Genomic DNA, 12,875 nt, shown 5'->3' with positions numbered 1-12,875 from the left:
CGGGCCGCGCGCCGGAGGGTGCGGGCACGGGAGGACAGCCTAGTCGCGGGTCCGCGCGAGGACTACTCGAGGGCGGTCTCGGCGTCGCGCCAGCTGTGCTTCGGCGCGTAGCCGAGCAGGCGCCGGGCCTTGTCGATCGACAGCATGGTGTCGTGCTCGCCGAGGTCGCCCTTCAGCGGCACATCCGGGAACACCTCGGCGACCAGCTCGGCGTTCGGCCGCGTGGTCACGGTGTCGGCGGCGGCGATGATGAACCGGTCGAAGCCCGGAGGGGCGACCTCGAGCGCGCGCTCGACCGCGTGCGCGCCGTCACGGGCGTCGATGTAGCCCCACAGGTTCCACTTGCGCTCGCGCGGGTCTGCGTCGTACGGGAAGCGGGCGTAGTCCTCGGGCCACATCACGTTCGAGAAGCGCAGCGCCGTGATCGACAGGGTCGGGTTCCAGCGCACGAGCTCGATCGCGAGCTGCTCCTCGAGGTGCTTCACGAGCGAGTACACCGACTCGGGCCGGGCCGGGTACTCCTCGTCGACCGGGATGTACGGCGGCGGCACGTCGAACGGCAGGCCCAGCACGGTCTCGCTCGACGCGTACACGATCCGGTCGATCCCGATCCGGGTCGCGGCCCAGAACACGTTGAACGTGGTGGCCATGTTGTTGTGGAACGTCGCCACGTCGGGCGCGAGCCCGGGCGCCGGGATGGCCGCGAGGTGCACGAGCGCGTCGATGCCGTCGTGCGTGTCGCCCACGGCCGTGAGCGCGTCGACGACCTGGCCGTAGTCGGTCAGGTCGACCTGGACGAAGTCGCGGTCGCGCGTGCCGACCCGATCCATCCCGATGACGTGGTGGCCGGCGGCGCGGAGCTCCCGCGCGACGACCGACCCGAGCTTTCCCGACGACCCCGTGACTGCGATGCGCATGCCCCCAGCCTCACACGTCCGGCGAGGTTTCAGGCGTTTCGACTCCGCTCGCTGGCGCTCGCTCCGCTCAACGACCGGGGTTCGTCGCCGGTCGTTGAGCGGAGCGAAGCGGAGTCGAAACGGTCGAAGCCGCCGGCGGGGCTCAGCGCCTCAGCGCTTGACGCCGCCGATGAAGTACGCGAGCGGGCCGATCCAGTTGATCAGGATGATCGGGATCCACGCGGGCTTGGTCATCCGGATCTCGCTGTCGCGGCGCGCCCACAGGTCCGAGAACGCCGCGAGCGCGAGCGCGATCTGGAGCAGTCCCACGATCCCGAGCGCGAGCTTGGCGGGCGGGGACACGGTCTTCTTCGCGGTCATGATGCCTCCAGAGCAGTGGGGGAGCCTGGCTTCTAGTGTGGCGCGTGGTGGTGCGCGCCGTCCTCGCCGCGCTTCCAGTAGCCCTTCACAACGATCCCGTCGGGCGCGAGCGCCCAGCGGTCGACCAGCAGCGCGCGGGCGGGCTTGACGATCGCCTGCTCGGCGGCGACGAAGCCGAACACGTCGCCGGCCGGGCGCTCCGCGGCGGTGATCGCGTCGAGCCGCGCGGCGAGCGCCGAGCTCGCCGGAGCGTCGCCGCGGTGGACGTACTCGACCGCGACGGGCGCGTCGATCGGCATCTCGTGCTCGGCGTCGGCGACCTCGACGAGGATCGTCGCGGGAGCGCCGTCCGGGATCAGGGCCGCGTAGCGGCGGATCTGCGGCACGGCGGTCTCGTCGCCCGCCAGGATCCAGCCGTCGGGTGCTCCGGAGATCGACAGCGAGCCGCGCGGGCCGCCGACGCCGGCGAGCGAGCCCAGGGGAGCGCCCGCGGCCCACGGTCCGGCCACGCCCTCCTCGCCGTGCACCGCGAACTCGAGGTCGAGCCATCCGGTGCCGTCCCCGTTCGCGCCCCAGGCCAGCGGCGTGAACTCGCGGCTGGGGAAGGCCCGCATCTGCTCGACCGTGTCGGCCGGGCCCTGCGCGAAGAACATGCGGATGTGGTCATCGTGACCCGGCGTGCCGAAGCCCGCGAGGTCCTCGCCCTCGAGCCGGATGCGCACGTAGTCGGCCGCGAGCCACTCGCGCGCGACGAGGCGGGCGAAGCGGAATCGCAGGTCGAGTCCCTGCCGCTCCAGCGTGAAGGCGAGCGGGGCATCGGCGGTCGACGAGATCATGGAAGTTAGGTTAGCCTACCCAACGGCGGGACGGACGGTCCTGTCCGGACCGGGACGCGATCCGCGCCCCGCCGATCCCCGCACCGAGAAGACCGCGGCTGATACCGCGCTCTGGAACAGGAGCCCCGCCATGTCCGTGCCCCGTCCGTCCGTGACCCGTCCGGTCGCCGCGCTGTCGATGTTCGCGGCGTCCGCCGTCGCCCTCGCCGGCTGCGCCGCGCCCGCCGCCGAGGCCGAGGTCGAGCCGAGCGCCGCGGCCGAGGCCACCTCGGTCGAGGTCGAGGACAACACCGGCACGCACACGATCGAGCTGCCTCCCACGTCGGTCGTCGCGACCGACAACCGGACGTTCGAGACTCTCGCGGACTGGGGTGTGGAGCTCACGGCCGCCGCGGTCTCGCTCATGCCGTCGACCGTCGCGTACAAGGACGACGCGTCGATCATCGACCTCGGCACGCACCGCGAGCCCGACCTCGAGGCCGTCGTGGCGGTCGAGCCCGACCTGATCATCAACGGGCAGCGCTTCGCCCAGTTCCACGACGACTTCGTCGCGCTCGCCCCCGACGCCACGGTGCTCGAGCTCGACCCGCGCGAGGGCGAGCCGCTCGACGCCGAGCTCGCGCGCCAGACCACCGTGCTGGGCGAGATCTTCGGCAAGCAGGACGAGGCCGCGCAGCTCGTCGCCGACCTCGAGGCCGCGATCGAGCGCGCGGCCGCGGCGTACGACGCCGACCAGACCGTGATGGCGGTCACCACCTCGGGCGGCGAGATCGGCTACATCGCCCCCGGGCTGGGCCGCACGCTCGGCCCCGTGTTCGACATCCTGGGCCTGACCCCCGCGCTCGAGGTCGAGGGCGCGAGCGACGACCACCAGGGCGACGACATCTCGGTCGAGGCGATCGCGGACTCGAACCCCGACTGGATCCTCGTGATGGACCGCGACGCGGCCGTCGCCGCGGACGACCCGGCGTACGAGCCCGCCGCGGACATCCTGGAGAACTCCGAGGCGCTCGCCGACGTGACCGCGGTCAAGGAGGGCAACATCCTCTACATGCCCGCCGACACCTACACGAACGAGGGCATCCAGACCTACACGGAGTTCTTCGACGCGCTCGCGGACGCGTTCGAGGGCAGGTGACGGCAGTGACGGGAGCGGGGCCGCGGCCCCGCTCCCCCCTGCTCGACCCCTGGCTGGCGGTCGGGGTGCTCGTCGTGGCCGGGCTGCTCGTCCTGTCGCTGTTCACGGGCGTCTACGACGTCGTGGGCGCCGAAGACGGCGGCGAGATGTTCCAGATCACGCGCGTCCCGCGCACGGTCGCGCTCGTGCTCGCGGGCGCCGCCATGGCGATGTCGGGGCTCGTGATGCAGCTGCTCACGCAGAATCGCTTCGTCGAGCCGACCACGACCGGCACGACCGAATGGGCGGGCCTCGGCCTGCTCGCGGTCATGATCGTCGCGCCGACCGCCGGCATCGTGCCCCGGATGATCGGGGCCGTGATCGCTGCGTTCGCCGGGACCATGGTCTTCTTCCTGTTCCTGCGCCGGGTGTCGCTGCGGTCGTCGCTGATCGTGCCGATCGTCGGCATCATGCTGGGCTCGGTCGTCGGGGCCGCGTCGACGTTCCTGGCGCTGCAGACGAACATGCTGCAGAACCTCGGCGTGTGGTTCGCGGGCAGCTTCACCTCGGTGCTGCGGGGGCAGTACGAGGTGCTGTGGGTGGTCCTCGCCGTGGTCGTCGCGGTGTTCATCGCGGCGGATCGGTTCACCCTCGCCGGCCTCGGCGAGGAGGTCGCCACGAGCGTCGGGCTGGACTACGACCGGATGATCCTGATCGGCACGGGCCTGATCGCGGTCGCGACGGGCGTGGTCACGGTCGTGGTGGGCAGTCTGCCGTTCCTCGGGCTGATCGTGCCCAACGTGGTGTCGATGATCCGGGGCGACGACCTGCGCAGCAACCTGCCGTGGGTGTGCCTGCTCGGGATCGCGATCGTCACGGTGTGCGACCTGATCGGCCGGACGATCATCATGCCGTTCGAGGTGCCTGTGTCGCTCATCCTGGGCGTCGTCGGGGCGGTCGTGTTCGTCGTCCTGCTGCTGAGGGGGCGCCGCCGTGGCTGACACGATGACCGCCGTCGCGCCGGCTCTCGCGTCGCGCCACTCCGGGGCGCTGCCCACGCCGCGGGCGCGCCGCCGCTACGCGATCGTGCTGGGCTCGCTCATCCTGCTCGCGGCCGTGTTCGCGTTCGGGCTGCTGGCCTGGGACAACCCCATGCCGGTCGGATCCGACGGGTTCTGGAAGATCGCGCAGCTGCGCGGCACGGCGCTGGTCACCATGGCGATCGTCGCGGTGTGCCAGGCGGTCGCGACCGTGAGCTTCCAGACCGTGACGAACAACCGCATCATCACGCCCTCGATCATGGGGTTCGAGGCGCTGTACGTGGCGGTGCAGACCTCGGCCGTGTACTTTCTCGGCGTGGCCGGGCTGGTCTCCATCCAGGGGCTCGGGCAGTTCGCGCTGCGGATCGCGCTCATGGTCGGGCTCGCCCTCGCGCTCTACACGTGGCTGCTGTCGGGCCGGTACGCGAACCTGCAGGTCATGCTGCTGATCGGCATCGTGATCGGCGGCGGGCTCGGATCCGTGTCCGCGTTCATGCAGCGCCTGCTCACGCCGAGCGAGTTCGACGTGCTGTCGGCGCGGCTGTTCGGCTCGATGGCCAACGCCGACGCGGGCTACTTCCCGCTCGCGATCCCGCTCGTCGCGGTGGCGGCGACGCTGCTGCTCCTGCGCGCCCGCACCCTGAACGCGATGGCGCTCGGGCGCGACGCCGCGATGGGGCTCGGCCTGAACCACCGGCGCGAGCTGATCCTCATCCTGCTGCTGGTGTCGGTGCTCATGGCGGTGTCGACCGCGCTCATCGGGCCGCTGACGTTCCTCGGCTTCCTGGTCGCGACGCTGTCGTACCAGCTGGCCGACACGTTCGATCACCGGCTCGTGCTGCCGGTGGCGGTGCTGACCGGGTTCGTCGTGCTGACGGGCGCGTACTTCGTGATGAAGCACGTGTTCTATGCGCAGGGCGTCGTGTCGATCATCATCGAGCTGGTCGGCGGCACCGTGTTCCTCATCTTCCTGCTGCGAAAGGGCCGCCTGTGATCACGCTGCGCGAGGTGCGCAAGAGCTACAGCGACGAGGTCGCCATCGGGCCGGTGGATCTGCAGATCCCCGCCGGAGGCATCACGGCGCTCGTCGGACCGAACGGGGCCGGCAAGTCGACGCTGCTGACCATGATCGGCCGCCTGCTCGGGATCGACGCGGGTGCGATCGAGATCGCCGGCTACGACGTGGCCCGGACGGCGTCGAAGGATCTCGCGAGGATCGTGTCGATCCTGCGCCAGGAGAACCACTTCATCACGCGGCTGACCGTGCGCCAGCTCGTCGGGTTCGGGCGGTTCCCGTACTCGAAGGGGCGGCTGACGCGGGCCGACGAGGAGATCGTGAGCCGCGCGATCGACTTCCTCGATCTGACCGCGCTCGAGGGCCGGTACCTCGACGAGCTGTCGGGCGGGCAGCGGCAGCGCGCCTATGTGGCGATGGTGCTCGCGCAGGACACCGACTACGTGCTGCTGGACGAGCCGCTCAACAACCTCGACATGCGGCATTCGGTGCAGATGATGCAGCACCTGCGCCGGGCCGCGGCCGAGCTCGGGCGCACGATCGTGATCGTGCTGCACGACATCAACTTCGCGGGGCACTACGCCGACCACATCTGCGCCGTGAAGGACGGGAAGGTCGTGGAGTTCGGCACGCCCGACGCGATCTTCACGGACGAGGTGCTGACCCGCGTGTTCGACACCCCCGTCCAGGTGGTGCAGGGGCCGCACGGCCCGCTCGCCGTCTACTACTGAGGTGGATTCCCCTGGTGCTCGTTGAGCGAGGGAGCGCCAGCGACCGAGTCGAAACGGTCCAAGCCCCCTGCGGCCTAGAGCCGTGCGCCGTCGTCGTCCTCGTCGTGGCCGGGGCCGCCGCCCTTGCGCGCCTCGAACGCCATGAACAGCCCGAGCGACAGCAGGAGCCCCAGCAGCAGGCCGAGCCACACGCTGCCGAGGTAGGTCGACCCGATGATCGCGCCCGCGATCAGGATCCCCGCGGTGCGCAGGAGGAGCCACATGCCGCCCAGGCTACGCGGCAGGCGATCAGCGGTCGCGGTGGTCCATGGGGTGCAGGCGGGGCGCGCGCCGGGGCTCGCTCACGCCCGACGCGAGGATGAGCCGGATTGCGCGCTGACGCTGGCCCGCCCACGGGGCGAGCAGCTCGAGCATGCCGTCGTCCTCGACGCGGCGGCCCGTGAGGGCGTAGCCGACCTGGTGCGCCAGGTGGAAGTCGCCGACGCTGACGGCATCCGGATCGCCGAGGGCGCGGATGCGGGTCTCGGCGGCGGTCCAGGGGCCGATGCCGGGCAGGGAGGTCAGCACGGCGTCGCGCGCGGGGCCGTCGGTCGCGCGCTCGACCGCGGCGACCAGCGAGGTGCCGCGGCGGGCGGCCTGGACGATCGTGCGGCTCTGCGGCGGCTCGAGGCCCGCGCGGTGCCACGCCCACGACGGGATGCGGCGCCATCCGTCGATCGACGGGGGAGCGAACATCGGCTTCGGCGTGGGGCCGGGGGCGCGCTCGCCGAACCAGGTGACAAGGCCGCGCCAGGCGGCGAAGGCCTGGATCGCGGTCACCTTCTGCTCGGTGATCGACTGCACGAGCGCGTCGAAGACGAGGTCGGAGCGGCCGAGACGCAGGCCCGGGTGGCGGTGGTGCGAGTCGGCGATCAGCGGATGCAGCGACGGGTCGAAGCCGGTCGGGTCATCCTCGGCGCCGCAGAGTGCGGGCACCTGCGCGATGGCCCATTCGCGCCCGGGGCCCCACGCCGCGGCGCGGACCGCGCCGTCGGCCTGCTGGCGCAGCGCCACGGTCGCGACGCCGAGGGGAGTGCGGGTCGCCCGCCAGAGCACGGCGCCGTCGCGGGTCTGCGCCGGGTCGCCCGGACCCCGCTGGAACACCCCGACGGTGGCGCCCAGGCTCAGGGCACCCCGGGGCCGGTACGCGGTCTCGAGTCGCGGACCCGGATCGGGCCGCGGATCGCGCGTGCGCGTCACGGCCGTGGAGATCATGCCGCCACGCTACGCGGTCGCTCCGACATCCGTCTCATCAGTGGGCCGCCCCCTTGTGGTCGTTGAGCGGAGCGAAGCGGAGTCGAAACGTCCTGAAGCCGCCGGCGGCCGAAACTGCCCGGTCGTTGAGCGGAGCGAAGCGGAGACGAAACGACTGAAGCCGCCCGCGGGGCCCTGTCAGAAGCGGTCGGGCGAGGGAGCGCCGGTGCCGTAGCGCACGGCGACGTCCGCGTGGCGGTCGAAGCGGTAGCCCACGCCGCGCACGGTGCGGACGATGTCCTGGAAGGCGCCGAGCTTGGAGCGCAGGCGGCGGACGTGCACGTCGATCGTGCGCTCGCCGGGGGCGTCCGCGTCGTTCGCGTCCCAGAGCGAGCCGACGAGCTCGGCGCGCTCGATCGTGCGGCCCTCGCGGAGGACGAGGTACTGCAGCAGCTCGAACTCCTTGAACGTCAGAGCGGCGGTCTCGCCGTCGATGACGACGCGCTTGCGGGAGATGTCGACCACGACGCCGCGGGCGGCCTCCTCCTGCTCCTCGGCCTGGGCCTTGGTGCGGGCGACGGCGCCGGGCTCGTGCAGCGCGAGGCGCACGACGTCGACGTCGCGGCCGCCGGCCTGCTGCGGGGCGAGGGCGACGGCGGCGTAGGTCTCGGCGCTCGGGGCGAGCTCGGCGAGCGTGCGGCGCAGGGCCTCGACCACGGCGGGGAGGCTGACGCCGTCGGCGGCGGCCTTCAGCTCGTCCAGGCCGACGTACAGGGCGAAGCCGCGGGGCGCGGCGGTCGACTTGGCCTCGGGGGCCGGCTGCGCGGGAACGAGCGGGGGCAGCGGGCGCAGGTGGCCGGGGCGGGGCGCGGCGGAGTTCGAGCGATCGGCGAGGGCGGTGATGTTCGACATCGGGGAAGTCCTTCGGGGGTGCACCGGTGGTGCGGGTGTGCGTCGGTCGGCCGTTCGTGCTCAGATGACGTCTGGCCGGTGCCGGCGGTGCGGGTGGCACCTATCGGCGGGTGAGGATCCGGGTGATCCGGACACTCGGCATCGCAGCCGCGGTTGTGCGGAGGGCGAGCCTGGTGCAGCGAGGAGAGGTTGTCGACTCAGCGGCACATTCGACAGCACATGCCAACGCGACCGGGCATCATGATCCCGGCAGTCCCGTTCGCCTCCGAGGCGGACAGAAGGTGTGCGTTGACAGACATGCTCCGATTGTGACCGGGCGTGTCGCGACATGTCAAACCGTTTCGGCCTGTGACGGCTTGCATAACGCAATGTGACAACCCGGGCGTGCCATCGGGGCGCACATCTCGGAGACGACGCGGATCGTCGGGGCTTGCGACACGTCGGACGGATGCCGTCAAGAGGTCGCCACGCGGGCCCTCTCTCGCGCAGGATGGAGGGGTGCGCCGCGACCTGACCCCCTCCCCTTTCGACGGGGAGCTGCCGTGAGGCTCTGGTCGCTTCATCCCCGGCTGCTCGACCGTCAGGGGCTCACGGCGTGTTGGCGCGAGGCGCTGCTCGCCCAGGCCGTGCTGCTCGGCCGCACGCGCGGCTACACGGCGCACCCGCAGCTCGAGCGCTTCCGCGCCACCGCGGATCCGGTCGCCGCGATCGGCGCCTACCTCGACGGCGTGCGCGACGAGGCCGCGCGCCGCGGATACCGCTTCGACGCGTCCCGCATCGCGCGGGTTCCGGACGGGCCGGTCGAACGGATCGCCGTGACGTCGGGCCAGCTCGAGCTCGAGTGGCGGCACCTGATCGCCAAGCTCGCGGTCCGTTCGCCCGACGCGCACGCGCGTGCGCTCGCGGACGCGCCCGATCCCCATCCGCTGTTCTTCGTGGTCCCCGGCGACGTCGCGCCGTGGGAGCGCGCCGTCTGACCACTGGAGACATGCATGGACGAGCATCCCCGCCGATCGCGACGGGCCGCAGCCGCGCGCGGGGCGGGCGCGGCCGCCCGCGTGCCGCGCCGGCTCCGCGTCGCACTGCCCGCCGTGCTGATCCTGGTGTGGCTGGCGGCGGCCGCCGTGGGCGGGCCGTACTTCGGACGCGTCGACGAGGTGTCGTCGAACGACCGCACGGCCTACCTGCCCGAGACCGCGGAGGCCACCGAGGTCCAGGAGCGGCTCGAGGGCTTCACCGAGGGCGACGCCATCCCCGCCGTGGTCGTGTTCGCCGCGGATCGCGAGCTGACCCCGGATGACGTGGCCGCCATCCAGGAGCGGCTGGACGCGGCCGCCCGCCTCGACGTGGTCGGCGGCGAGCCGTCGCCCGCCCTGCCGTCCGAGGACGGCGAGGCGGTGCAGGCGTTCGTGCCGCTCGACGGCGCCGCCGACCTGGGCGACGCGACAGCCGAGCTCCGGGAGGCGCTCGCCGAGGGCCTGCCGGACGGCGTCGAGCTGTACGTGACCGGACCGGCGGGCTTCACGAGCGATCTGGTCGGCGCGTTCGCCGGCATCGACGGGCTGCTGCTCGGGGTCGCGCTCGCTGCGGTGCTGGTGATCCTCGTGATCGTCTACCGGTCGATCCTGCTGCCGCTGGCCGTGCTGACCACGAGCATGTTCGCGCTGTGCGTCGCGCTGCTGGTGGTGTGGTGGCTCGCGAAGGCGGGCGTGCTGCTGCTGAGCGGGCAGACGCAGGGCATCCTGTTCATCCTCGTGATCGGCGCCGCGACCGACTACGCGCTTCTCTACGTGGCGCGGTACCGCGACGAGCTCGTGCGCACGCCGCGGAAATGGACCGCGACCCTGCGCGCGCTGCGGGGATCGCTCGAGCCGATCGTCGCGTCGGGTGGCACCGTGATCGCGGGGCTGCTGTGCCTGCTGCTGAGCGACCTGCGCTCCAACAGCGCGCTCGGCCCCGTGGCCGCGATCGGCATCGCGTTCGCCGTGCTGGCGGCGCTCACGTTGCTGCCCGCCGTGCTGCTGGCGTTGGGCCGCGCCGCGTTCTGGCCGCGCCGCCCGGCCTACGACCCGCGGGCGCCGGAGCCGGGGGAGGGCGGCGGGCTGTGGGCGAGGGTGGGCGGATGGATCGCCCGGCGGCCGCGGACGATCTGGATCGTGACGGCCGCCGTGCTCGCGATCGGATGCGTGGGCGTGACGCAGCTGCAGGCCTCGGGCGTGCCGCAGTCTGAGCTCGTGCTCGGCGCCTCGGAGGCGCGCGACGGTCAGCGGGTGCTGGGCGAGCACTTCCCGGCGGGATCCGGCAGCCCGGCGTCGGTGATCGCGCCCGAGGACGAGCTGCAGGACGCGGCCGAGGTGCTGCTCGCCGAGGACGGCGTGGAGGAGGTCTCGGTCGTCATCGACCGGGCCGGCAGGACCGCGCCCGTCACGGAGGACGGCATCCAGGCGTTCGGCCCGCCGGGCACCCCGGCCCCGGAGCCCGTGGTGGCCGACGGCCGGGTGCTGCTGCAGGCCACGCTGGCGGATGCCGCGGACTCCGCCGCCGCGGAGGACACGGTGCGCTCGCTCCGCGCCTCGTTCGCGAACGCCGTGCCCGACGCCCTCGTGGGTGGTGTCACGGCGACCGACGTGGACACGAACGACGCGTCGATCCGGGACCGCACCCTGATCGTGCCGCTCGTGCTCGCGGTGATCCTGGTCATCCTGATGCTGCTGCTCAGGTCGGTGCTCGCGCCCGTGCTGCTCGTGGCGACGACCGTGCTGTCGTTCGGCACGGCGATGGGCGTCGCGGGCGTGGTGTTCCAGCACGTGCTGCGGATGCCCGGTGCGGATCCCGCGGTGCCGCTGTTCGGGTTCGTGTTCCTCGTGGCGCTGGGGATCGACTACAACATCTTCCTGATGTCGCGTGTGCGCGAGGAGTCGCTCGTGCACGGCACGCGCGAGGGAGTGCAGCGCGGGCTTCGGCTGACGGGCGGGATCATCACGTCGGCGGGACTCGTGCTCGCGGCGACGTTCACGGCCCTGTCGGTGATCCCGGTGCTGTTCCTGGTGCAGATCGCGTTCATCGTGGCGTTCGGCGTGCTGCTCGACACGTTCGTCGTGCGGTCGCTCCTCGTGCCCGCCCTTGCGACCGACATCGGGCGTGCGATCTGGTGGCCGTCGAGGCTCGGGCGCGGTGAGCCCTGAGCTCACCGCGCGCAGACGTGGGGGCCGGCGTCGTTGACCTCGGCGATCAGGAGCTCTCCGTCGATCTCCTGGTAGACGACCTCCGGGGGCTCGAGGTCGCGCTGCGGGTGCTCGACCGTGCCGTCCGGGTGGGTCATGGTCACGTCCGACCGGTCGAGGCACGCCTCGGCGACGGCCGTGGCGGGGATGCTCGTGCCGGCGAACGTCTCGATCTCGTTGCCCGCGGCGTCGACCATGCGGAAGCTCACCAGACGCTGCCGACCCGACTGGACGAAGCCGCTGTCGAGGAGCCCCACGATGCGGTCGACGAGGATGAACCGCTGCTCGGGGATGGTGATCCCCGCGAGCACCACGGACGCCTCCGCGGCATTGCGCTGTGCGAGGAAGTCGTCGCGCGCGGCGACGTAGGCCGCGAAGAGACGCTCCTCCTCGCTCGGGGTGTGGACGCAGCCGGCCAGGGCCGACGTTAGGGACGGCGCGAGCCGCGTGGGGCGCCGTCCACAGCAGAAGGTCAGCGGGGCGCGATCCCGGTGCCTGTGGACGGACGTAGCCTGTGGGCGTGACTGAGTTGACGTTCACGAACGACAAGAGCGCCTCCCGCTATGAGCTGCGGCGGGGCGACGAGCTGGTGAGCGTGCTCGACTACCGCGACAACGGCCGGACGATCGCGCTCACGCGGGCGTTCACCATCCCGACCTACCGCGGCCATGGGTACGCCGCCGTGATCACCGAGCGCGCCGTCGAGGAGATCGAGCGCGCAGGCGACCGCACCGTGCTGCCGGTGTGCTGGTACGTGGCGGACTGGTTCGCCGACAACCCCGCGCACGCGGGCGTGCTGGAGGGTCAGCGCGTGCGCTGAGCCGGTCCGGGTTCGGACTCAGGTCCGGGCCCCCAGGGGTGGTCGTGCTCTGCCGCGTGCTCTGCGCCTCGTCATCGCGCAGGGCGCGGGCCGGTGGGTGCCGCGGCTGTCGATCCACGGCGGGGCTTTGACTTCGGGGACGCCGTTGCGCATCCGGATGTCCCAGCCGGATCGTTCGAGGTTGTGGTGGTGCCACCAGCAGAGGAGCACGCCGTTGTCGGTGTGGGTGGGGCCGCCTTTGGCGTGGTCTTGGACGTGGTGGATCTCGCACCAGGCGGCGGGGATGGTGCATCCGGGGATGATGCAGCCGTCGTCGCGGGCGGTGATGGCTTTGCGCTGGTGGTGGTTGAACAGGCGTTCTTTGGTGCCGAGGCGGACGATGCGTCCGTTGCGGTCGAACACGACTTTCTGGACGGCGTCGGTGCAGGCGATGCGGTGGGCGAGGTCGGCGGGGACGGGCACGTCGATGCCGTCGATGGTGGCGACGCCGGTGGGGGACTGGAGGTCTTCGAGGGCGACGTGCACGAGGAGGGTGGGGGCGTCGCCGCCGAGGGTGGGGGTCTCGAGGGAGCGGGTGGCGGCGTGGAGGGCGGCGACGAGCACGTCGTGGCGTTTCTGGGCGGGGGTGCGGGGGTCGTCGACGGGTTCGTCGTCGGTCCACGGCTCGCCC

The 12,875-nt window shown here is 72.2% G+C and carries 15 protein-coding genes; 7 read left to right on the top strand and 8 right to left on the bottom strand.

Going from position 1 to position 12,875, the window contains the following annotated elements:
* Nucleotides 1-62 precede the first annotated feature (62 nt).
* The 3 genes from ASD19_RS03955 to ASD19_RS03945 form a co-directional block, all read right to left on the bottom strand.
* Nucleotides 63-917, bottom strand: a complete 855-nt coding sequence (locus ASD19_RS03955; protein ID WP_055988858.1) for an NAD-dependent epimerase/dehydratase family protein — start codon at nucleotides 915-917, stop codon at nucleotides 63-65.
* Between the two features lie 150 nt (nucleotides 918-1,067).
* Nucleotides 1,068-1,277, bottom strand: coding sequence for a PLDc N-terminal domain-containing protein (locus ASD19_RS03950; RefSeq protein ID WP_055988857.1), 210 nt, complete (start codon nucleotides 1,275-1,277; stop codon nucleotides 1,068-1,070).
* A 32-nt stretch (nucleotides 1,278-1,309) separates the two neighbouring features.
* A complete protein-coding gene (locus ASD19_RS03945; protein WP_055988856.1) occupies nucleotides 1,310-2,113 on the bottom strand; it encodes a siderophore-interacting protein in 804 nt (267 codons plus the stop codon).
* A 130-nt stretch (nucleotides 2,114-2,243) separates the two neighbouring features.
* On the opposite strand from ASD19_RS03945, the gene ASD19_RS03940 reads away from it, so the two are divergent.
* From ASD19_RS03940 to ASD19_RS03925, 4 genes are read left to right on the top strand one after another with little or no spacing between them, the layout of a single operon-like run.
* Nucleotides 2,244-3,251 carry a siderophore ABC transporter substrate-binding protein gene (locus tag ASD19_RS03940; RefSeq protein WP_055988855.1) on the top strand — a complete coding sequence of 336 codons (1,008 nt, stop codon included), beginning with the start codon at nucleotides 2,244-2,246 and terminating at the stop codon, nucleotides 3,249-3,251.
* Nucleotides 3,252-3,256: 5 nt separating this feature from the next.
* Nucleotides 3,257-4,231: an iron chelate uptake ABC transporter family permease subunit gene (locus ASD19_RS03935; protein ID WP_374198170.1), complete on the top strand. Its 975-nt coding sequence runs from the start codon at nucleotides 3,257-3,259 to the stop codon at nucleotides 4,229-4,231.
* Between the two features lie 4 nt (nucleotides 4,232-4,235).
* Entirely contained in the window at nucleotides 4,236-5,264 is a 1,029-nt protein-coding gene (locus tag ASD19_RS03930) for an iron chelate uptake ABC transporter family permease subunit (protein WP_055988853.1), read from the top strand.
* Entirely contained in the window at nucleotides 5,261-6,016 is a 756-nt protein-coding gene (locus ASD19_RS03925) for an iron ABC transporter ATP-binding protein (RefSeq protein ID WP_055988852.1), read from the top strand. The genes ASD19_RS03930 and ASD19_RS03925 overlap by 4 nt, the downstream gene beginning before the upstream one ends.
* Nucleotides 6,017-6,090: 74 nt before the next feature.
* Here ASD19_RS03925 and ASD19_RS03920 read toward each other — a convergent pair whose 3' ends face one another.
* From ASD19_RS03920 to ASD19_RS03910, 3 genes are all read right to left on the bottom strand, one after another.
* Nucleotides 6,091-6,279, bottom strand: a complete 189-nt coding sequence (locus ASD19_RS03920; protein WP_055988851.1) for a hypothetical protein — start codon at nucleotides 6,277-6,279, stop codon at nucleotides 6,091-6,093.
* A gap of 25 nt (nucleotides 6,280-6,304) precedes the next feature.
* Complete coding sequence (locus tag ASD19_RS03915; protein ID WP_082542962.1) at nucleotides 6,305-7,270, bottom strand: DNA-3-methyladenine glycosylase family protein; 966 nt, start codon at nucleotides 7,268-7,270, stop codon at nucleotides 6,305-6,307.
* A 177-nt stretch (nucleotides 7,271-7,447) separates the two neighbouring features.
* Nucleotides 7,448-8,161, bottom strand: coding sequence for a winged helix-turn-helix domain-containing protein (locus ASD19_RS03910; protein ID WP_082542961.1), 714 nt, complete (start codon nucleotides 8,159-8,161; stop codon nucleotides 7,448-7,450).
* 542 nt (nucleotides 8,162-8,703) lie between these two features.
* Here ASD19_RS03910 and ASD19_RS03905 point away from each other — a divergent pair.
* Together ASD19_RS03905 and ASD19_RS03900 are read left to right on the top strand one after the other, a co-directional pair.
* A complete protein-coding gene (locus tag ASD19_RS03905; protein ID WP_055988850.1) occupies nucleotides 8,704-9,138 on the top strand; it encodes a pyrimidine dimer DNA glycosylase/endonuclease V in 435 nt (144 codons plus the stop codon).
* Nucleotides 9,139-9,153: 15 nt separating this feature from the next.
* Nucleotides 9,154-11,346, top strand: a complete 2,193-nt coding sequence (locus ASD19_RS03900; protein ID WP_082542960.1) for an MMPL family transporter — start codon at nucleotides 9,154-9,156, stop codon at nucleotides 11,344-11,346.
* A gap of 2 nt (nucleotides 11,347-11,348) precedes the next feature.
* Here the strand turns inward: ASD19_RS03900 and ASD19_RS03895 are convergent, their stop codons facing one another.
* Nucleotides 11,349-11,696, bottom strand: a complete 348-nt coding sequence (locus tag ASD19_RS03895) for a hypothetical protein (protein WP_156377100.1) — start codon at nucleotides 11,694-11,696, stop codon at nucleotides 11,349-11,351.
* Nucleotides 11,697-11,905: 209 nt separating this feature from the next.
* Between ASD19_RS03895 and ASD19_RS03890 the strand changes: the two genes are divergently transcribed.
* Nucleotides 11,906-12,205 (top strand): GNAT family N-acetyltransferase, encoded by a 300-nt coding sequence (locus ASD19_RS03890; protein ID WP_055988848.1) that lies wholly within the window; start codon nucleotides 11,906-11,908, stop codon nucleotides 12,203-12,205.
* Nucleotides 12,206-12,223: 18 nt separating this feature from the next.
* Here ASD19_RS03890 and ASD19_RS03885 read toward each other — a convergent pair.
* Nucleotides 12,224-12,875 (bottom strand): HNH endonuclease signature motif containing protein (locus ASD19_RS03885; RefSeq protein ID WP_156377099.1); only part of this gene is annotated, 652 nt, incomplete at its 5' end.

The organism is Microbacterium sp. Root53 (assembly GCF_001426925.1).
Taxonomy (GTDB): Bacteria; Actinomycetota; Actinomycetes; order Actinomycetales; family Microbacteriaceae; genus Microbacterium.
The sequence above is the reverse complement of the archived record's forward strand: the minus strand, read 5'-3'. Positions and strand labels throughout refer to the sequence as shown.

Bases quoted from the DNA above. Each gene is read 5' to 3' on its own strand.
- ASD19_RS03955 (WP_055988858.1), bottom strand. From the start codon at position 917: ATGCGCATCGCAGTCACGGGGTCGTCGGGAAAGCTCGGGTCGGTCGTC.
- ASD19_RS03950 (WP_055988857.1), bottom strand. From the start codon at position 1,277: ATGACCGCGAAGAAGACCGTGTCCCCGCCCGCCAAGCTCGCGCTCGGG.
- ASD19_RS03945 (WP_055988856.1), bottom strand. From the start codon at position 2,113: ATGATCTCGTCGACCGCCGATGCCCCGCTCGCCTTCACGCTGGAGCGG.
- ASD19_RS03940 (WP_055988855.1), top strand. From the start codon at position 2,244: ATGTCCGTGCCCCGTCCGTCCGTGACCCGTCCGGTCGCCGCGCTGTCG.
- ASD19_RS03930 (WP_055988853.1), top strand. From the start codon at position 4,236: ATGACCGCCGTCGCGCCGGCTCTCGCGTCGCGCCACTCCGGGGCGCTG.
- ASD19_RS03920 (WP_055988851.1), bottom strand. From the start codon at position 6,279: ATGTGGCTCCTCCTGCGCACCGCGGGGATCCTGATCGCGGGCGCGATC.
- ASD19_RS03915 (WP_082542962.1), bottom strand. From the start codon at position 7,270: ATGATCTCCACGGCCGTGACGCGCACGCGCGATCCGCGGCCCGATCCG.
- ASD19_RS03910 (WP_082542961.1), bottom strand. From the start codon at position 8,161: ATGTCGAACATCACCGCCCTCGCCGATCGCTCGAACTCCGCCGCGCCC.
- ASD19_RS03900 (WP_082542960.1), top strand. From the start codon at position 9,154: ATGGACGAGCATCCCCGCCGATCGCGACGGGCCGCAGCCGCGCGCGGG.